Here is an 18,835-nt window from a genome sequence, read left to right on the forward strand (position 1 = left end):
ATGATCTTGATTTGCATGTATTCCTCGTATGAAACCATCGCCGCTCAAAAAACGACGATTATCCCTTTGTCGAGGTGTATCAATTTTCACCTGCCGACCTGTATCAATTTACAGTTGCCGATGACAAAATCCCGCCGTCGCTGGGACCATAGCTGTTTTTTGGTACTTCGAGCCTTGAGTATTGACGATGATCTTGTGTTATTCCGTATTTTTTAGCATCTTCCTCACTCATCGTAATTATCCCAACCATCTGCCGTAGGGCGTTTTCAAACGCTAATGATCCAACTGCAAATCCTTGCTCTATGCTGGTAGCCTTAATGTTTGCCTTACTGATATGTGCGGCAAAGACAACTGCTGCCCCTGTTTTTTCAGCAATTTTGTTTGCTTCTCGACAGATTGCTGTTGCAGTTTCTGATGAGTTCAAGTCGCCGCTGGCAAAGCCTTGCATATGATCCAGAATGATCACGCCGTCTTTAAGGTCAAATTCGCGAGCAATGCCGATCATCCTTTCGGCCATTCCGGAGCCTTGGTAACTACCACGCTCATTAGTAACTAGCCTTGCATCTTGTCCAAGCAGTGGGACTAAAAGTAAGTTTTCAGAGACACGTTGTCGCTCTTCATCAGACCAGTTTTGAGTGATAGCACTGAATTTTCGTGTGAGCTCCTCCTTTGTTTCTTCCACTGAGAAGTAGATGACCTTTCTTTGTACTATCGGTTGATTATTCCAAGGCTTACCAGCTGCGATATGGCAAGCATGTCCGATCAGTAAGGATGTTTTACCAACGGCACCTAACGCAACAACAGCTGTAAGAGCTCGTAATGGATATAGCTTCAAGCTTCCGTGAATTGTTGGTCCTGCAAAGGTGCGCGGCGGCATACCGCCAGCAAAATAGGTGGGTTTGTATTGCTCTATGTCATATTCAATTTCAGGTCGATTCGGATTATTAAAAGTGTTATGAATTTTCACTTCTAATTTATCCGTTTGATTAAAAACTTTAGCGATTGTTTCATGCAACCAGTTTGAATGTTCCCGGGATTCTTCCCATTTAGGTCGATACCGGGGGGACGTTCGCATGACCTGATCTATTTCATCTGGATTCAACCCCCGCCGTGCTAAATATCCTGCCAGTGCAATATCAGCTCGTGAATCATCGTTGTCGTATGCTGAAATGTCTCCGTTGTATAAATCACGCCATTTTTCACCCATTAACATGGGAATGTCGGTGAACAACTCAGGCAGTTTATTTTTGATGTGTGCGGAAATGTCCTTTTTGTCGAGTGGGCCTGTTCGTGGTTGAATATTTAATAATATTGGGGTATTAACAGGTGCCTGATTCGTTGTCGGTAGGAAGTCCACGAATTGATTTATAAGCTCTTGCCCTTGGATGAGTTGACCATTCATTAAGCCACCTCATCAGAAAGAACGACATGACCTGTGACTGTTAAAAAACGTCTGTTGTCATAGATCTCAAGACCTGCAGATTTTCTACCGTTCGCAGGTAATTTACCTATCATGAACAGCCTAAGACCTTTACCGCTTGGAGACTTTTCGCAATAAACACCTTGCTTTATTGCCTCTTGTACCCAAAGCTTTACTTCAGGCCTTAGAGTAAAAACATCCGCATAGTCGTCAATATCCACGCCAACAATGCCGGTTCCATTAAGTAATACACCGACACCAGTGTAAGAGCCCGATTCATATGCAGTTTTTGCTTCATCAAACGTTCCGAATTTTTCAGGTTGATTAGCTCCGATCTTTCTGCCTGTTGTCGGACATCTAGGCGCTTTGTTGAACTTGTCCGGTTTCCCTTCGCGAGGCTCCGCTTTCCATACGCCCCAATAATGCTTCTTTAGATCGGTGGGTATTGAATTGAAGTTAGGTGCAAGGAAGATTGAATTCATCTCGACAGCTCTCCAGTATGCGTGTTTGCACGAATGAAGCTGAGGATGTCCTCTTCGCGATAGCGTATCGACCTACCAATGCGAACGAAAGGCAAGGGAATAGTGCCGTTAATTCTGGTTTTTCGTAGTGTGACTGGGTGAATATTTAGTAATCGAGCAGCGTCGATAGGGGAAAGTAGAGTGTTGCTTTTGATGTCCGGAGCCATATGATTTTTCCATAAAGTCCGGTACTAATAAATAAACCGACCGGACAAGTTACATGCCAGCCAATGCAGCTGGTGTTTCTTGTGTGGGTCGGTTAGGGTCAGGGCTTATTGATGTAACTAGTTCGATTTACACCACGACTACCTGAATGACGTTAGCAACACTGGGTATTATTGTAGCAACTGGTAAATCATAATTCAATGCTCTTAGCCTAATTTTTTCGCCAATGACTCTGCTGTTGGGTGATAGTACCGTTTCAACATACGTACATCTGAGTGACCACTAACTGATGCGAGTTCAACGATGTTGGGTAGTTTGTCCGCAAGCCGCGTGATAGCGATATGTCTGAGATCGTGAAATCTTAGATTCGTCAGTACTCGAACATCTGTTCCCCCGTTTTCGACATATTTGGCTCTCGCCCGTTTTATGGATCGAACAAATCCAAGCTTTAGGCAGTTCGCTGTGATCGGAAATACCGGACCATACAAACACCTAGGTATCGAATTTAAGATTTCGACAGCCTTTTTGCTTAAAGGTACATTCCTTGATAGCCCATTTTTTGTCATAGGTAGCAAAGCTACTTGATCAGCTAAGCGAATATTTTCCCAGCGCAAAGATAAAATCTCTCCTCGTCTCATGGCCGTTTCTAGTGCAAGTAACACAATCGGCTTTAGCCATGGATTGATTCGTCCTGATCTTTCTCTACCAGTGCTTGATTTTGGCTTTTCAAGCGCAGCTAATAAGTAGCCTTCCTCCTGTGGAAAGAAAATACGTTCTCTACCGTTAGGTTCCCTTGGTAGTCGTATTGATTCAATGGGGTTTATTAGGCCTTCGTACCCCCATTCCTTTCTCGCGATATTGAATAGATGGCATACCGTTCCGAGCTCGCGTTTTACTGTTCCTGCGGCGACTTGCTTTAGACGCTCATCTCGCCAGTTGGCAAAATCACTTCCGCGTAATGAAGCCAAACTTAATTTGGCGAGCTTTGATTTTTTCCAAGCATTTATCCTGTATACCTCTGTGGCGACACCGCGTTTTGTTGGTGTGATTTCCACTTCATAGCGTTTTAGCGCTTCTAAAAGTGTGGTGCGTTCAGCGTTTGATCGGTTGATGTAAAGACCGCGTATCATTTCCGCTTCGGTAATTTTTGCCCAAGACTCGGCATCTATTTTTGTGGAGAATGATTTTTCGGTCGTTGGGTATCCTTTGAGTCGAACTCTTGCTTGCCACTTCTCGCCGCGCTTGCGTATTTGCGCCATTTATAACTCCTGTGGGTCAGGAGTGGGTCGAGCGATAGTTTTTTAGTGATTAGTTGTTTAAAATCATGCAGTTATTCAACAATAGACTGGCCTTCACACGGTGGAAGTCACAAGTTCGAACCTTGTACCGCCCACCAAATTCATATGCTTATTGAACATTACTTACAGATTAAAGCCACGCATATCTTTTTGGTTCAATTCAGCTTTTTTTTATTTGCGGTTCGCGGCTTAATGATGATCACCGGGTCGTCAAACGGGATGAGGCCGGCTATCAAATACTTCACGTATTTGATAGATTCCCTTTTGCTGATAGCGGCGATATTGCTGTTGATCGCTTTGAAAATAAATCCGATCACCACTCCATGGGTCAGTGCAAAGCTGATTCTTTTGATTTGTTACATCGTCCTTGGCTCCATTGCATTAAAGCGAGGCCGAACAAAATTGGTCAGATCGATTGCCTACTTTTGCGCGTTAGCAGTGTTTATTGCGATCTACACAATTGCACGGAAGCACGACGTCAATATTTTTTAATTGGGCAAACCTATAATCGCCCCTATCTTCCTATCTGATTGAATGCTTTAGAGGTTTACCATGATTCACACTGCGTCGGCAGATGAAGCCTACAAAAAGGTGACATTAAGACTTATTCCGTTTTTATTTATTTGCTATCTCGCAGCCTATCTGGATCGAGTCAACGTCGGTTTCGCCAAACTTCAAATGCTATCCGACTTGAAATTTAGCGAAACAGTCTATGGCTTGGGTGCTGGAATATTTTTTATTGGATATTTCATTTTTGAAGTGCCTAGCAACATTCTGCTTGAAAAAATTGGACCAAGAGTCTGGATCGCCAGAATCATGGTGACCTGGGGTGTGCTTTCCTCATGCATGATGTTTGTCAGTAGCGAGGTGACCTATTACGTCCTGCGCTTCATGCTCGGTGTTGCCGAGGCGGGCTTTTTTCCTGGAATTATTTTGTATTTGACCTATTGGTATCCTCAGGATCGTCGCGGTCGAATCGTTGCATTATTCATGACCGCCGTTGCCTTTTCCGGTGTCATTGGCGGACCTTTATCCGGTTGGATCCTGGATACTTTTTCCGGCCAATATGGTATCGCCGGATGGCAGTGGCTATTTCTGCTGGAAGGATTGCCATCGGTTGTGCTGGGCGTCATCACTTTTTTCTACTTGGACGATTCGATTGCCAAGTCCAAGTGGTTAACAAGTGAAGAAAAAACCTTCTTGCAGGCTCGTATCGATGCGGACGTCAAGGAGAAGGTTCATCTCCCGGTTGCAAAAATCTTCACCGACTTGCGTGTGTTGTTGTTCAGCGGTATTTACTTCTTTATGGTGATGGGGTTGTATGGTGTGGGTTTCTGGCTGCCCAACATCATTAAAAATGCGGGTGTGACGAATGTTTTGCATAATGGGTTCTTGTCGGCCATCCCTTATTTTGTCGCTGCGGTTGCAATGGTACTGGTCGGTAAAAGTTCGGATCGCACCGGAGAACGACATTGGCATCTAATCATTTCTTCAGTGATCGGTGGAACCGGATTTTGGCTTAGCGGAGTGTATGCGACTGACCTGACAATAGCATTGATCGGAATTACGATCGCAACGGCTGGTGTTCTTTCATCCATTTCATTGTCATGGACACTTCCCACCGCTTATCTGACGGGAACGGCCGCGGCAGCAGGAATCGCAATGGTGAATTCGATTGGCAACCTTTCCGGTTTCGTTAGCCCATTTATAGTTGGCTGGATCAAGGATATGACCGGAAGTCTGTCGGGAGGCCTGGATTTTCTCGCTGCTAGCATTGTATTTAGCGCAATCCTTGTGTACTGTACGAAGGCGATCAAACCCGTACGATAATCAATGAGCAATCCAATGGGCCTGACATTTCCGAGCGATCTGTTGTATGAATTTTCTACTTTAGTCGTCGTGTTGGATCCCATCGCGACTGTTCCTGTATTTATGGCGGTCACTCAAGGTTTGGAGAGAAAAGAAGCTTTGCGCGTCGGGTTCTATAGTCTTTGCATTGCTTTTTTTATCTTGTTGTTCTTCATCGTCTTTGGCCAGATATTCCTCTCTACGCTCAAGATTCCGATGGCCTCGTTTCAGTTGGCTGGATCGATCATTTTATTCACGCTTGGCATGGCCATGATCAAAGGAAAACTAGTTGAGCCAACCGACAACAGCGCGGATGGACGGTCTCTTGTTCAGCGTGCGGCCTATCCGCTAGCCATGCCGGTCATTGCCGGGTCCGGATCGATTCTGACTGTTGTGATGTTAACCAATAACGATACGAGAACTGTTGCCGAGCAAGCTCAAACAACGGTGCTGTTGATTCTTTGCCTGAGCCTGCATTTCATATCATTTTCACTTGCCGGATACATTAAAAAATATATCGGGCATACCGGAATCGAAACAATTGGTCGAGTGTTCGGACTGATTTTGACTAGCCTTGCGGTCACAGGAATTGTGATTGCAATCAAAATCAGTTTTGGATTGCCGCAATGATCAATATCCGTTCTTGTGAAAGGCAGCTAAGCGAAGCCCGTAGAGTTAACCCAATTCGTTCCTGACAATCTGCGCGCCTTGAGCAAGTGCTTGAAGCTTGCCGAAGGCTACGTGCCTCGGAAGATATTTCATGCCGCAGTCGGGCGCCGGGATCAGGTTTTCGGCACGGACGTATTTCAAGCCTGAGCGAATTCGGTCGGCAACAAGACCCGGATCTTCAATGCTATGGGAACTAAGGTCAAGCACGCCCAACATGATTTTTTTTCCCGATAGATCACTCAGTACACCAAGATCAAGCTTTGGTTGCGCTGCTTCTATCGAGATTTGCTGTGCGATCGAATCGCTCAAGCCGGATAAAAATGAGTATCCGGTTGGCTTTTGACCTTTCACCACAGCCGCGTAACCAAAGCATAAATGCACTGCTGTAGGAATGGTTAATCCTTGCAATGCTCGGTTGATGGCTTTAACCGCATAGCGGTTGGCCGCCTCTGGATCCTGTCTAAGCCAAGGCTCATCGAATTGAATGATATCTGCCCCTGCAGCTTGCAGGGCAAGTGCTTCTTCGTTGACCGCGGCGGCAAAGTCCATGACCATTTCCTCATCGTCACGGTAGTATTCGTCCTTGGCTTGTTTGCCAAGCGTAAACGGGCCCGGCAAGGTGATTTTGCAAGGCAAGTCAGTATTGGCCTTCAGAAATTGCAAGTCCCTGACTTCAACTGCATGTGTTCTGACAATCTTCCCGACCACGCGAGGAATGGGCGTTTCGATGCCTGCTTTCGAAATAACAATTGCAGGCTGTTTGTCATCAATACCTTCAAGCGAGTTTGCAAAAAGATTGGAATAACTTTCTCTGCGAATTTCACCATCGGTGATGATGTCGATGCCTGCACGTTCCATGTCGCGAATGGCAAGAATCGTTGCGTCGTCTTGGGCTTGTTGCAGGTATTCGTTCGAAACCCGCCAGAGCGAATGCAGGCGTGTCCTAGGCACGCCTTTGGATAACATTTCCCGATCTACAAGCCAGTCGGGTTGGGGGTAACTGCCAACCACCGTGGTTGGCAGGATACGGGTTCCGGATTTGATGGTCATGACACGTTTTTAGATCAACATTAATTGGCTTTTGCACCGGAGTCGCGAACAATCTTGCCCCATTTCGCTAGTTCAGTCACTGTGAATTCATTGAATTCCTGAGTCGGCATGGGAGTAATGATCATGCCAAGTTCGGTGAATCTCTTTTGAACATCGGGATCAGTCATGATTTTTGTTGTCGCTTTGTAAAGTTTGTCGACAACATCTTTTGGCATGCCAGCAGGTCCGGATAATCCCCACCAAGGTCTGAGTTCATAGCCTTTCACTGTATCGCCGATCGGCGGAACCTCAGGTGCAATCGGATTGCGTTCGGCTGTCGCCACACCCATGGCTTTAAGCTGACCTGACTTAACGTGTGGATAAATAACGGGCACATGATAGAACGTCATGGTGACTTCGCCGGACAACAGATCGGTTAATCCTTGGGTAATGTTTTTATATGGCACATGTTGAATGTCGATGTCCGCCATTGTTTTAAGAAGTTCGCCCGCCATGTGAGGCGATGTGCCAGAGCCGGCAGAAATATAGGTCAATTTACCGGGGTTGGCTTTGGCATAGGCGATGAGCTCGGCCATATTGTTGGCTGGCACTTTAGGATTGATGACCAGCATATTCGGTGCCGATACCATCAGCGTGATGTGAGTAAAGTCTTTAATTGGATCAAATGGGACTTTGGAATAAAGCGCCGGATTGGTTGCATGCGTAGCACTAGTGGAAAATGTAAGTGTGTAACCATCCGGTGCCGCACGGGCGACTGTCTCGGCGGCAATATTGCCGCCCGCTCCGGCTTTATTGTCCACAACGACTGACTGCCCGAGTTCTTCGCTGAGCTTTTGTGCATAAATTCGGGCAATGACATCGGTAGTCGTGCCGGCAGAGTAGGGAACGACAAATCGAATAGGTCTGTTCGGATAATCTTGAGCTTGAGCGCCCAAAGATGTCATGGCGCTACAAAGGGCAAGAGCCCAAAGGCCCATTTTTTTGATTTGATTTACAAGGCTTGGCCGATTCATGCGTTTGTCTCCAAATAAATGGCAAATTAATGTGTTTATTTAGTTGTGACGCTGAGTTTAGCTTTTGGATTTGATCGAGATGTATATCAATAACCCTAGGTTTTTGAAGAAAATTTCATAAATTGCTGGGATCGAACGGTCTAAACAACGATCTGGGTTTGCATGGTCAATTTATAAAGCACTAAATCTGGTAACGTTTATTCACACTCATAAGATGGGTAAAAAGTGTCTAAAAGTGTTTGTTTTGCGGTGATGAGAGTTCTTTTGATCATGCTGGTATCAGAATCAAGCAGCTATTTCTAACGAAGAGATTAATGATGTATTGTTTTCAAATCCGATTTAAAAGTGTGGTTGCCTCTTTACTGATGTCAGGTATTTTTGCGTCGCAAGCCATGGCGCAATCCTTCGATTCGTGTGTCAATGGGTTGCGCCAAACTGCAATGAATCAAGGCATTTCCCAGAACACATTCGACAAAGCCTTCAAGGGGATCGAGCCGGATCCGGAAGTATTGAAATCATTTGATTATCAACCCGAGTTCAGAATCCCGATCTGGGATTATGTGGCTGGCTTGGTCGATGATGAGCGCGTTGCTGATGGTCGGGCAATGATGAAGCAATGGTCCAAGATTTTGGATCAGGCAGAACAACAATATGGTGTCGATAAGAATGTGATCGTTGCTGTCTGGGGCGTGGAGTCGAACTTTGGGCGCATTCAAGGCAAGCGTGAATTGATTCGATCGCTAGCTACGCTTGTTTGCGCAAATAAACGCCAGACATTCTTTCGTGGGGAGTTGATGGCCACTTTGAAGATTCTTCAATCGGGCGATATTGCGCAAGAGTTTTTAGTTGGGTCCTGGGCAGGCGCATTCGGACAAACCCAGTTCATGCCATCAACTTATCAACGGTTAGCGGTTGATTTCGACGGGGACGGACGCAGGGATATTGTGCAGTCGGTGCCTGACGCACTTGGTTCGACTGCTAACTATCTGCACAGAGCCGGTTGGGCTGAGGGCGAGCCGTGGGGATACGAGGTTAAATTGCCGGAAAACTATAATGGTCCTTCCGGTCGCACGACCAAACAGAGTTTGGCGCAATGGAAGAGCCTTGGAATAAAGCGCATTGAGCCCGTGAATTCGGTCATGAAGAAGCAGATGCCCGATTCAGCACAAGCCGCCTTGATCTTGCCGTCCGGTGCTAAGGGACCAGCTTTTCTCGTATTTCGCAATTTTAATGCGATCTACAGTTATAACGCGGCGGAATCTTATGCATTGTCCATTGCGCATTTGTCAGACCGAATTCAAGGTGGGTCGACTTTCACTACGGCATGGCCAACTGATGATGCGGGAACGAGTCGTGCAGAGCGCCGAGAGATTCAACAACGTCTGGTCGATAGGGGATTCGATATCGGCGATGTTGATGGATTGATAGGCGCCAAAACGCGAACCGCGATTAGTGAATTTCAGACATCCGTTGGACTGCCTGTCGATGGTCGCGCGGGTCAACGCGTGTTAAGAGCCTTGAGGACTGCCGGTTCCAAATCGACGGGACAGTAATGATTGGATCAAAGCATACGGATAAGAACATACACATTTACGATGAAGATTAAATTCGCAGAACTCTATATGGACTTTCTAAAATCGTCCCGGATTTATAAGCTGAGTTATCAGCCGGTAAAAGGGAGGGACGAGAACAGCATGGGTGAAATGTGGTTGAAGCGTTATCTATTGAATGAAACCAGTGCGAAGGGTGAAACCTATTTGACGTTGCAGTCGCCTTTCGGGTTGACCTTAGACGATGAGCGACAGGAAGGCAACAATTGCGAAAGACTGAATGACAAGCTTGAGACAATCGAGACGATCAATACATTGAATGAACGAGGCGCTGTTCGCGAAAGAATGGCATTTCCTGATCAGATAGAGATCGGTACGAAATTCTGTCTATTTAAAAAGGCTATTTTCGATCAGTCAGGACAATTGATCGGGGGAGGCACTAGAACGTTTGAATTGCTGAAGCCCGAACATGCCCAACATCCGGTGCTTTGTCTTAGCGACAGCGTTTACAGGGGCCAAGAGGCTGAGTATGCTGCCGGACAGCATATTTTGCTTGAGGTTCGGCCAAATGAAGGCTTAACCTTATCCTATGTCGTATTTGACGGCGCAAGCCCGGAATCTACGCTGACTTTCAAAACGTATGATTCGCAGGCGTTGCAGTAGTCGCTTGATTGAGCTGTATTAATGAATGTCGTGAAGTTCAACTTCAAAAATCAACGTGGCATTGGGTGGAATGACGCCACCGGCGCCACGAGCGCCGTAACCCATCTCGGGCGGTATAACGAGCGTTCTTACGCCACCGATTTTCATGCCGGCGACGCCTTCATCCCAACCACGTATTACGTGGCCTGCGCCAAGAGGAAAGTCGAATAACTGTCCGCGATCTTTGGAGCTGTCGAATTTGCTGCCTTTGTTGTCGGCTGCTGACGGGTCAAAAAGCCAACCTGTGTAATGGACAGAGACGTATTTACCGGGAGTGGCTTCCTGGCCGTTACCGACGGTTGTATCGATTTTTTGCAATTCGCTCACTGTACTGATCCTGATATTGTTAATAGGAGATGGTTATTAAGCTGCCAGTGTAGTTCAGATCGAATCTTAAAAATTATTTAAACAGAGCCAGGCACTGGTTCTTCACGTCGCTTGAACGGATGCTGTAACAGGAACTCTTTTGTTGCCCCACTTTTGCCAGGCAAAAGTTTTTAGTGTCGGCCTCGTGAATCGAGTAGCAATATGATTTCTGATTTTTTGCATTCGCAAGGCAAAAGTTCTTGCGGTCGTTATTTTGTATCGAATAGCAGTTCGAGGCATTGGCCATTGCATTGCCGGATCCTGTCAGAATCAAGACTAGAAAGGTAATTCTTAAAAGCATGGTTTCGACCTCCGGTTCAGGCTAATAATGTGGCGGTAGTTCATCTCGCAAGCTAGGTTGTTGTGTGCTCCGTTCCTCGGGTATAAATTGTCTTAATGCGATGATTTCACGAGACAATGCTTCGATTTGTCGCTGCTGCCGAAATACTGCTTGGTTTAGCTGATCCAGTAAATCATCCGCTAGCCCGAGTTTGATTTCGAGCTCTGTTAGCCTTTTTTCCGTTTGCGAGTCTTGATTCATTGGATCAGCTTTTGATGTTAGTGTCCGGCCAATGATCTTGGGTCTCGATCAACCCAGCGACCGGCTTCAACGGTCGCAATAAAATCAGCCAGAAATAGATTGAAATAGTCCGGCTCCTCAAGATTGATCGTGTGGCCAGTCTTGGGTAGCATCAGTAGACCACAGGCAGGCAGTACTTTTTTCAGAAAGATGCCGGGAGCGATGCATTGATCGTCTTCATCCCCGTTGATCACGAGTGTAGGCACTTTCATCACTTTGAGTTGCTCTTCGAAATCATAAATCGAAGGACGGGATGCCTGAACGCCGCGCATGGTGTTGGCAGATCCCAACGAGTCGTGTTCTCCCAAGCGTGTTGCAAACTCTTGCCAGCCGCGGGGGTCTTTATTTTGAAGTTGAACCCGCGTGGAACCCAGCGCATAGGTTTTAGCAAGCTCTTTTGCGCCTATGCGATCAAACTGCTCTGCAGTTGCCCGTGACAAGGCGCGATAATGTTCCTGGGTATCTTTTGCGGCAGCGTAGCCGGCGCCGGCTACCGTTAGCGACAGCGCACGGTCGGGTGCAGTCATTCCAAAATGAATGGTGGCAAATCCTCCCATCGACAAGCCGACAATATGGGCCTTTTCGATTTTGGCTGCATCCATAACGGAAATGATATCTTGAACGGCCTGGGCTTGGGAGTAGGATGATGCTTCACGAGGAATGTCCGAAGGAGGATAGCCTCGCGCCGAATATGTTATGCAGCGATGCCGGCGGGAAAAGTGGCGCATCTGCGGTTCCCAGGCACGCCAATCCCCGGCAAACTCGTGTACAAATACTATGGGGGTGCCGGTACCGGCCTGCTCATAGTAAAGATTGTAATTGTCGTTGGTTTTCGCTAATGGCATAACTTTGGTCTCCCGAATTAATTTGTTGTCTTTTTTTACTGAGTTATCTCACAATTGTGCCTGAAATAGTGCCTTCTATATCGAGGCAAAGTCAACTTGCTTGTCGTATTGAATCATTCGGAGAACTTTAATGTTTGATTTATTGTCATTGCTTCGTAGCCTGATGGTTGCGATTGCTGTCATGATTGGCATGATTTGCAACGTGGGGGCGGAGCAAATTAATGTCATTACATCAGGCGCTTTTTCGGTGGCATTCAAGCAGCTCGTTCCGATCTTTGAGCAAAAGACCGGTCATCAGGTAAATATGTTTTTTGGCGCATCAATGGGTTCCGCGCCTGACTCGATTCCCACAAGACTTGGCCGGGGTGAAGCTTTTGATGTGTTGATTCTGGCGGGGCCGGCACTTGCAATCTTTATCGATCAGGGGGTTGTTCTGGATGGTACGCGCGTCGATCTGGCTAACTCGACAATTGGTGCTGTTGTTCGCAAAGGGGCTCCCAAACCTGATATTAGTACTGTGGATGCGCTTAGAAACACCCTTCTGCAAGCAAAGTCGATTGCATATTCGGCAAGCGCGAGCGGAACCTATTTGTCTGCGGAAGTCTTTCCCAAGCTTGGCATCGCTGATCAGTTGAAAGATACGGCCCGAAAAATTTACAGTGAGCGGGTTGCTACGGTCGTGGCGCGAGGAGATGCCGAACTTGGTTTTCAGCAGTTGAGTGAATTGTTTTCGATAGAGGGTGTGGATTTCATTGGCGAGTTGCCCCCGCAGGTGCAACAGACAATCCCATTTTCTGCAGGTATCGTCAAACAAACTCAAAAAAGACAAATTGCACAGGAGCTAATCGGATTTTTTGCTTCTGAAGAGGCTGCGCCAATCATTCGCAAAACAGGCATGCATCCATTGATGCAGAAAATGCCCTGGTGATTCAGCTTGCCGACTTGGTCCGCCCCGAAATGATGATCACTGCCGCGATCAGATTAATCAAGATGGATAGCACCAAAGGTAAGGCATAGTTGTTGTCCAGGTCGTAGAGTATGCCGAAAAATCCCGGCCCCATCGCGGACATGATCTGCATAAGGGTCGCACAAAGACCGAAGACGACACCGAAGGAGGCGGAACCGAATTCACGCCGTACGATCAACGGGGGCAAGGTCGTAATGTTGCCTGCAGTCATTCCGTACAAAAGCACGCCGGCGATCAGTCCCCATGCGTGATCTAAAAAAAAGTAGCTTACGGACAATGAAATTGCGGCTTGAATCAAAACCCCTAATGCAATTAGGCGCACATCGAATCGATCTGAAAACTTGGCCAGTAATATCCGACCTCCGAATGCGAACATCGCTGACGCCGTAACACAAAGCGCAGTGGATGATTCGCCTATTTTTGGCAACAGGAGTGAGACCTGATGGGTCAGAAATCCGATTTGAACCATCAATGCCAAACCGAAAGCCAGCATGACTGTTTGGAGCTTAATTGTTCCAAGCGCTTGCCTGCGAGTCCATGTATGCGCTTTGTGTGAAGCATCGTCAGATCGTGGGGTAAGTCCATCCGGTTCAAGCCCCATGTCCTGGGGACGATGTCTCATGACTAATAAGCCGATGCTCCAGACGATGGTGACCATTAATATGGCTACAACCATCATTGCATGTGCAAAGCCGAATGCATGAATAAGGGCAAGAAGCACCGGAACCCCGACCATGCCGCCAATGCTTGCCCCAAGTAACGCTGTCGAGACGGCACGACCCTGATGACGTTCGAACCAGGGTGCGAGCGAAGAGGTGATTGCGGTTGTCGATACGCATGACCATCCCAGCCCCATCAAAGCGAAGGCGACATACACTTGCCAAATCTCGTTGACCCGCCCCATGCTGGCCAGTCCGGTTGCCATGATCGCTGAACCGGTCAGCATGACCGGAGTCGGTCCAATTCTCTGAATCGTGCTTCCGACAAAACTCAGCACGGTTGCATTGACCAGAAACGAAAGCGTCAAGGCAGAAGAGACTGTACCAACTGACCAACCATGGATTTTGCTCAGTGTAGGTACGTAGACACTTGGACCGTAAAGTGCGAACGACCAAGCTACGATAGCGACAAGCATGCAGCCCCAAACCATCCACCAACCGTGAAAAACCTTGCGTTGCCCAACTTTTTCAAACACTACTCATCCCCTATCCCAATGCTTTGATTCCAATGATGCCGTACAACCCCTCAAATTAATGTGGTTTTTAGGGGATTTCGATGCGTATACTGGAGTTTGATCAAAATTTCTGGAGCTTGAAGTGTCGACCCCGATAAATCCATTGAATAATAACTTTGCCGTTGCTCCCCAGCTTGGATCAGAGGATATGGCCGCTGTTGCGGCCGCCGGGTACAAAAGTGTCATTATCAATCGCCCTGATTTTGAAGGCGGGGCTGACCAACCGACCGCAGAGACCGTTGCTGCCGCTGCGCGCGCTGCAGGATTGCAGGTTGTTTACCAGCCGGTAGTCAGTGGCGGAATGACGCCTGCCGATGTCGAACGTTTTGCCGAGTTGCTCAAGACGTTACCCACCCCGATCTTGGCCTATTGCCGAACGGGAACCCGATGCACGGTTCTGTATCGTGCTGCGACGGGAACAAATTGATTTGAATCAATTGGGGCGCACAAGAGGTTCTGTGCGAACCATATTTGTACTAGGATGATCGCATTGCGGTACAGTGCTTTATAGGGGTTAAAAAATGTTTAATAAAATTCTAATTCCAACCGATGGTTCTGCTCTGTCGGCTCAATCGGCTAATGCCGGAATTTCGTTTGCAAGAACAACTGGTGCAGAAATTGTGGCCTTGTATGTTACTCAGCCGTTTGCGTCGACAATCGGTTTTGACGGTATGGCTGCGGCCTATGCCATCAGCGATGAGGATTATGACAAAGCAACGGCTGAGCAAGCTCAGAAATACCTGCAAATGATCGTTGATCGCGCAACGACTGCAGGAGTCAAGGCAAGCTCACACGCTGTTTCCAACTTTAACGTGGCCGAGGGAATTGTTCAGGCGGCCAAGGACAAGCATTGCGACATGATTTTTATCGGTAGCCACGGTAGAAGTGGATTGTCGCGCGTGCTGCTGGGCAGTGTGACAACTAAAGTGTTGTCGCTGACACATACGCCCGTGCTGGTTTATCGAGTCAAGGATTAGATCTCTGCGCACTCTTTGAAGATGCGTACTTGACAGGTTTTGCATATCGCACGATCCAGTCGATCAAAAATGCCCTTGATCGCATCTTCCTTTGTTTGGAAGATGTGATCATGACCGAGTCGATCAAGAAATCCGGTGCGTTGCCACATTTCCATCACCTCGGGGCGAGGGCGATGAAAGTATAAATCGCCCCCCGCTGCGCGTCTTGCCTGTAATTCTTGCTCCCACAGTTCGGCTCCCGAAAGGTCGATAAAGTTCATACTCCGAGCCATGACCAGCAGGTGCGTGGGGGCGTTTCCCTGTTCACGCAGTTTCAACAATGTTTGGGATACATGCTGGGTCGCACCGAAATAAATGGATCCCTCCATTCTAAGCATGAGTATTTGAGGGCACTGCGGTATTTGTTTTTGCTGCGTGACTGTCAGTGGTTCAAGCGGCCGATCGGGTTGTCGTGTCAAAAAACCCATGATCCGCATTGCCGGTTTCGATGTGCGATGCAGATATGAAAGTAGCGAAAGCAATGTTCCAAGCAGAATTGCCATTTCTAGCCGGAGCAGAATGGTCGCCAGCATGGTGATCGCGCTGATGCCGAACTCTCGTCGATGCGACTTGATGAGACGAATCCATCTTGGAACGTCAAGCAACGACCAGGCCACTAACAAAAGTAGGCCAGATATTCCCGCCATGGGTATTTGAGATAAAACCGGCGCACTGATGGCAACAAGAATCATGAGAAATATCGCGCTGAAGACCGCAGCTAGCGGCGTCTTTGCGCCCGATTCAAAATTCGGCAATGAGCGGTTCAGCGAGCCGCATGACAGATAGCAAGAGAAAAAACCGCCGGTCAGGTTGGATAGGCCTTGACCCAAAAATTCACGATTCGGATCAATGTGTTGCCCGGATTTTGCCGCCACGGCTTTTGCTATCGAAATGGATTGACCCAGAGCAATGATGCTTAATGCAACCGCGATACCCAGTAGATCAGCCGCTTCAGACCAGGGAATGGTTGGCAAGTGGAATTCGGGCCATGGGGCTGGTATCGCACCTACTTGTGGAACTTTAGGTATGCCAAGACTCGATGTGGAATTATTGATGAAATAGGCGCAAACCGTACCCGCAATGATTCCAATCAACATGAAAGGAAGCTTGCGGTTTAATTTTTTAAATAGCAGCGCGCAAACAAGTGTCACACTAGCGACCAGCAGCGGGCCGGATTGCGTATCAGAGAGATGTTGACTGATATACACCAGTGTCGGAATGCTGCCGTGAACATCAGGCATCACCAAACCGAGTGCGTCTTTTAGTGCGTAAAGGGCGATCAATAAAGCGGCTCCGCTGGTAAATCCCATGAGTGCTGAGGGGGAAATAAAATTTGCCAGGGTTCCAAGCCGTAACAATGCAACAGTTAACTGAATCAGACCCACCAGAATGGTCACCGTTAAAGCCAATTCGATAAAGCGACCCGAACCGGCTGCCGCCATTGGAATCAGCATGGCATACAGTGCAAGGGAATTGGCGTTGGTTGGCCCTGACATGACATGCCTGCTTGAACCAAATAAGGCTGCAACTGCGCAGGGAATAATGGCCGTGTATAAACCGTATTCGGCAGGCAAACCCGCCAGCGTTGCGAACGCGATGGCTTGAGGCAGAACCAGGACTGCTCCTAGAAGAGCAGCGATCGAATCAGCCCGAAGTGTTTCTCGGTTGATGATTCCGATCCATGAGCCGAAAATTCTGTTCAAAAAGGACTCAGTGCTTTGCATAAATATTGTTCAAAATGTAGATGCGAATGAATCTTATCTCGCTTATGATAGTCGAGTGGAAGGATTCAAGTGCGGCAGCCATCGCTGCCCGTGATACTCCTGGAGAAAACCATGACAATTAAAGTTGGCGATCGTGTGCCTGATGGCACGCTTACAGAATTCATCGAGACAGAAACCGCCGGTTGCAGTTTAGGTCCGAATGCCTTTCAGGTTGCAGATTTGGTAAAGGGTAAAAAGATACTGATGTTTGCATTGCCTGGCGCGTTTACCCCGACTTGTTCGGCTAAGCATGTTCCCAGCTACGTGGAGCATTATGACGCACTTAAGGCAAAAGGCGTGGATGAAATATGGTGCGTTGCAGTCAATGACGCTTTTGTGATGGGTGCTTGGGGACGTGACCAAAAGGTTGGTAATAAAGTCCGCATGATGGCTGACGGTTCTGCCCACTGGACCAAGGCATTGGGTTTGCAACTAGACCTTGATGCCAGAGGCATGGGAATCAGGTCGCAGCGTTATGCTGCTTACATTGTCGACGGCGTGGTCAAAGTTCTTCACGTCGAAGGTCCCGGCAAGTACGAGGTAAGCGACGCAGCATCGATGCTCAAGGCGATCTGATTTAACACTTTCATCCTGTGCGGCGGATCAATGGATAGTAGGGGCGGGATGTGTTACTTCTAGACTCTGTTTGATTCGCCGCTCTTTAGCATGATTTCAACGATCGCCAATTTTCCCGCCCTGTATTTATCGACCCTGTTGATCCTAGTGTCAACAGGGCTGTTCAATACGTATATGGCGCTTCGGCTTTCCGCCGATGGTGTGAGTGAAGTTTGGATCGGCGCACTGATCGCTGCCTATTATCTTGGTTTGGTGTTGGGCGCGCGAGTCAGTCATAGGCTGATCATTCGAGTCGGCCACATTCGAGCGTTTGCAGCTGCAGCGGTATTGTCGATATGCATGGTTTTGGCGCAGATGTTGCTCGACTCCCACTGGGTCTGGTTGATCTTACGCGCAGTGGCTGGCCTCTCTCTCGTCACGCAATATGTGGTGATCGAGAGTTGGCTGAATGAGCAGGCTGAAAACAACCGTCGAGGCCGTGTGATGTCTGTCTATCTGATCATGTCGGGAACAGGGACCGCGTTGGGACAACTGGCAATTACTTTGTATCCATCACTCGACTTAAGGCCCCTTGTATTTGTCGCGATTTGTCAGGCGCTTAGCTTGTTTCCGATTGTGCTGACCAGACAGACGCACCCTGCGGCTCCCATGCCAGCTCCACTGGATTTTGAATATTTTTGGAAAATGGTGCCGCATGCCTTACTGACGGTATTTCTCGCCGGATGTATAAGTGGCTCTTTCTATGGTTTATCCGCTGTTTATGCTGTCAAGCAAAATCTGACGACTGCGCAGGTTGCCATTTTTACCGCGACATCCGTAATAGCGGGTTTGGTCTCGCAATGGCCGATGGGATGGCTTGCTGATCGATTCAACCGTAGAAACATTGTCAGGATCAACGCATCGGTTCTGATTCTCTTAACAACTTCAATGTGGGGGTGGATGACCTGGCCATTCTGGTTCTTGTTACTGTTGGCTGCAGGGCTTGGAGTGTTTCAGTTTACGTTGTATGCGTTGGCATCCGGATTGGCAAATGATGGAATGGCATCAGAGCATCGCGTGAGTCTTGCCGCTGTATTCTTGATGGCCTATGGAATCGGCGCATGTCTGGGTCCTATCATCGCTGGTGCTTTAATGCGGTTTGCAGGAGCAGAAATGCTTTATGTATTTAGCACCGTGTGCGCACTGATTTTGTTAATCGTGATGACTAGAAAGGGAAAAGTTCCCGAGCCGTCGACCTGATTTGTATTTCATT

General features: G+C 47.8%; 22 protein-coding genes. 10 read left to right on the plus strand and 12 right to left on the minus strand.

Features of this window, described 5'->3' with window-relative positions; all coding sequences use genetic code 11:
- Positions 1-103: 103 nt before the first annotated feature.
- The 4 genes from G3I67_RS13725 to G3I67_RS13740 form a co-directional block, all read right to left on the minus strand.
- Entirely contained in the window at positions 104-1,402 is a 1,299-nt protein-coding gene (locus tag G3I67_RS13725; protein WP_163656110.1) for a phage NrS-1 polymerase family protein, read from the minus strand.
- Positions 1,402-1,902: a hypothetical protein gene (locus G3I67_RS13730; RefSeq protein WP_163656111.1), complete on the minus strand. Its 501-nt coding sequence runs from the start codon at positions 1,900-1,902 to the stop codon at positions 1,402-1,404. The genes G3I67_RS13725 and G3I67_RS13730 overlap by 1 nt, the downstream gene beginning before the upstream one ends.
- Entirely contained in the window at positions 1,899-2,108 is a 210-nt protein-coding gene (locus tag G3I67_RS15185; protein WP_163656112.1) for a helix-turn-helix domain-containing protein, read from the minus strand. Before G3I67_RS15185 ends, G3I67_RS13730 begins: the two co-directional genes overlap by 4 nt.
- Before the next feature lie 204 nt (positions 2,109-2,312).
- On the minus strand, positions 2,313-3,365 hold the full coding sequence (locus tag G3I67_RS13740; RefSeq protein ID WP_163656113.1) for a site-specific integrase: 1,053 nt from the start codon (positions 3,363-3,365) through the stop codon (positions 2,313-2,315).
- A gap of 144 nt (positions 3,366-3,509) precedes the next feature.
- Here G3I67_RS13740 and G3I67_RS15190 point away from each other — a divergent pair, with 144 nt between their 5' ends.
- The 3 genes from G3I67_RS15190 to G3I67_RS13755 are packed head-to-tail and all read left to right on the plus strand — an operon-like array spanning position 3,510 to position 5,882.
- Entirely contained in the window at positions 3,510-3,896 is a 387-nt protein-coding gene (locus G3I67_RS15190) for a SirB2 family protein (protein ID WP_163656114.1), read from the plus strand.
- A 60-nt stretch (positions 3,897-3,956) separates the two neighbouring features.
- Positions 3,957-5,234, plus strand: coding sequence for an MFS transporter (locus G3I67_RS13750; protein WP_163656115.1), 1,278 nt, complete (start codon positions 3,957-3,959; stop codon positions 5,232-5,234).
- Between the two features lie 3 nt (positions 5,235-5,237).
- Positions 5,238-5,882, plus strand: a complete 645-nt coding sequence (locus G3I67_RS13755) for a MarC family protein (protein WP_163656116.1) — start codon at positions 5,238-5,240, stop codon at positions 5,880-5,882.
- 45 nt (positions 5,883-5,927) lie between these two features.
- Here G3I67_RS13755 and G3I67_RS13760 read toward each other — a convergent pair whose 3' ends face one another.
- Both G3I67_RS13760 and G3I67_RS13765 read right to left on the minus strand, forming a co-directional pair.
- Positions 5,928-6,971 carry a uroporphyrinogen decarboxylase/cobalamine-independent methonine synthase family protein gene (locus G3I67_RS13760; RefSeq protein ID WP_163656117.1) on the minus strand — a complete coding sequence of 348 codons (1,044 nt, stop codon included), beginning with the start codon at positions 6,969-6,971 and terminating at the stop codon, positions 5,928-5,930.
- Positions 6,972-6,991: 20 nt separating this feature from the next.
- Positions 6,992-7,984, minus strand: coding sequence for a Bug family tripartite tricarboxylate transporter substrate binding protein (locus G3I67_RS13765; protein ID WP_235931940.1), 993 nt, complete (start codon positions 7,982-7,984; stop codon positions 6,992-6,994).
- A 314-nt stretch (positions 7,985-8,298) separates the two neighbouring features.
- Between G3I67_RS13765 and G3I67_RS13770 the strand changes: the two genes are divergently transcribed.
- Together G3I67_RS13770 and G3I67_RS13775 are read left to right on the plus strand one after the other, a co-directional pair.
- Positions 8,299-9,537 (plus strand): lytic murein transglycosylase, encoded by a 1,239-nt coding sequence (locus G3I67_RS13770; protein WP_203583675.1) that lies wholly within the window; start codon positions 8,299-8,301, stop codon positions 9,535-9,537.
- A 141-nt stretch (positions 9,538-9,678) separates the two neighbouring features.
- Positions 9,679-10,197, plus strand: coding sequence for a hypothetical protein (locus tag G3I67_RS13775; protein WP_163656118.1), 519 nt, complete (start codon positions 9,679-9,681; stop codon positions 10,195-10,197).
- A gap of 18 nt (positions 10,198-10,215) precedes the next feature.
- On the opposite strand, the gene G3I67_RS13780 is transcribed toward G3I67_RS13775, so the two are convergent.
- The 4 genes from G3I67_RS13780 to G3I67_RS13795 form a co-directional block, all read right to left on the minus strand.
- On the minus strand, positions 10,216-10,563 hold the full coding sequence (locus G3I67_RS13780) for an FKBP-type peptidyl-prolyl cis-trans isomerase (RefSeq protein WP_163656119.1): 348 nt from the start codon (positions 10,561-10,563) through the stop codon (positions 10,216-10,218).
- A gap of 73 nt (positions 10,564-10,636) precedes the next feature.
- Positions 10,637-10,903 carry a hypothetical protein gene (locus tag G3I67_RS13785; protein WP_163656120.1) on the minus strand — a complete coding sequence of 89 codons (267 nt, stop codon included), beginning with the start codon at positions 10,901-10,903 and terminating at the stop codon, positions 10,637-10,639.
- A gap of 21 nt (positions 10,904-10,924) precedes the next feature.
- Entirely contained in the window at positions 10,925-11,143 is a 219-nt protein-coding gene (locus tag G3I67_RS13790) for a SlyX family protein (RefSeq protein ID WP_163656121.1), read from the minus strand.
- Positions 11,144-11,160: 17 nt separating this feature from the next.
- On the minus strand, positions 11,161-12,027 hold the full coding sequence (locus tag G3I67_RS13795; protein WP_163656122.1) for an alpha/beta fold hydrolase: 867 nt from the start codon (positions 12,025-12,027) through the stop codon (positions 11,161-11,163).
- A gap of 130 nt (positions 12,028-12,157) precedes the next feature.
- Here G3I67_RS13795 and G3I67_RS13800 point away from each other — a divergent pair, with 130 nt between their 5' ends.
- Positions 12,158-12,955: a substrate-binding domain-containing protein gene (locus G3I67_RS13800; RefSeq protein ID WP_163656123.1), complete on the plus strand. Its 798-nt coding sequence runs from the start codon at positions 12,158-12,160 to the stop codon at positions 12,953-12,955.
- 1 nt (position 12,956) lies between these two features.
- Here G3I67_RS13800 and G3I67_RS13805 read toward each other — a convergent pair whose 3' ends face one another.
- Positions 12,957-14,189 carry an MFS transporter gene (locus G3I67_RS13805; RefSeq protein ID WP_163656124.1) on the minus strand — a complete coding sequence of 411 codons (1,233 nt, stop codon included), beginning with the start codon at positions 14,187-14,189 and terminating at the stop codon, positions 12,957-12,959.
- A gap of 121 nt (positions 14,190-14,310) precedes the next feature.
- On the opposite strand from G3I67_RS13805, the gene G3I67_RS13810 reads away from it, so the two are divergent.
- Together G3I67_RS13810 and G3I67_RS13815 are read left to right on the plus strand one after the other, a co-directional pair.
- The gene (locus G3I67_RS13810; RefSeq protein WP_163656125.1) at positions 14,311-14,655 is read left to right on the plus strand and encodes a protein tyrosine phosphatase family protein; all 345 of its coding nucleotides are present in this window, start codon (positions 14,311-14,313) and stop codon (positions 14,653-14,655) included.
- A 94-nt stretch (positions 14,656-14,749) separates the two neighbouring features.
- Entirely contained in the window at positions 14,750-15,205 is a 456-nt protein-coding gene (locus G3I67_RS13815; RefSeq protein WP_163656126.1) for a universal stress protein, read from the plus strand.
- Here G3I67_RS13815 and G3I67_RS13820 read toward each other — a convergent pair.
- Positions 15,202-16,968 (minus strand): SulP family inorganic anion transporter, encoded by a 1,767-nt coding sequence (locus G3I67_RS13820; RefSeq protein WP_163656127.1) that lies wholly within the window; start codon positions 16,966-16,968, stop codon positions 15,202-15,204. The genes G3I67_RS13815 and G3I67_RS13820 overlap by 4 nt on opposite strands.
- Positions 16,969-17,079: 111 nt before the next feature.
- Between G3I67_RS13820 and G3I67_RS13825 the strand changes: the two genes are divergently transcribed.
- Together G3I67_RS13825 and G3I67_RS13830 are read left to right on the plus strand one after the other, a co-directional pair.
- A complete protein-coding gene (locus tag G3I67_RS13825; protein ID WP_163656128.1) occupies positions 17,080-17,583 on the plus strand; it encodes a peroxiredoxin in 504 nt (167 codons plus the stop codon).
- 90 nt (positions 17,584-17,673) lie between these two features.
- Positions 17,674-18,822: an MFS transporter gene (locus G3I67_RS13830; RefSeq protein WP_163656129.1), complete on the plus strand. Its 1,149-nt coding sequence runs from the start codon at positions 17,674-17,676 to the stop codon at positions 18,820-18,822.
- The last annotated feature ends 13 nt before the right edge of the window (positions 18,823-18,835 follow it).

Source organism: Sheuella amnicola, assembly GCF_010499255.1.
Classification (GTDB): Bacteria; Pseudomonadota; Gammaproteobacteria; order Burkholderiales; family Burkholderiaceae_B; genus Zwartia; species Zwartia amnicola.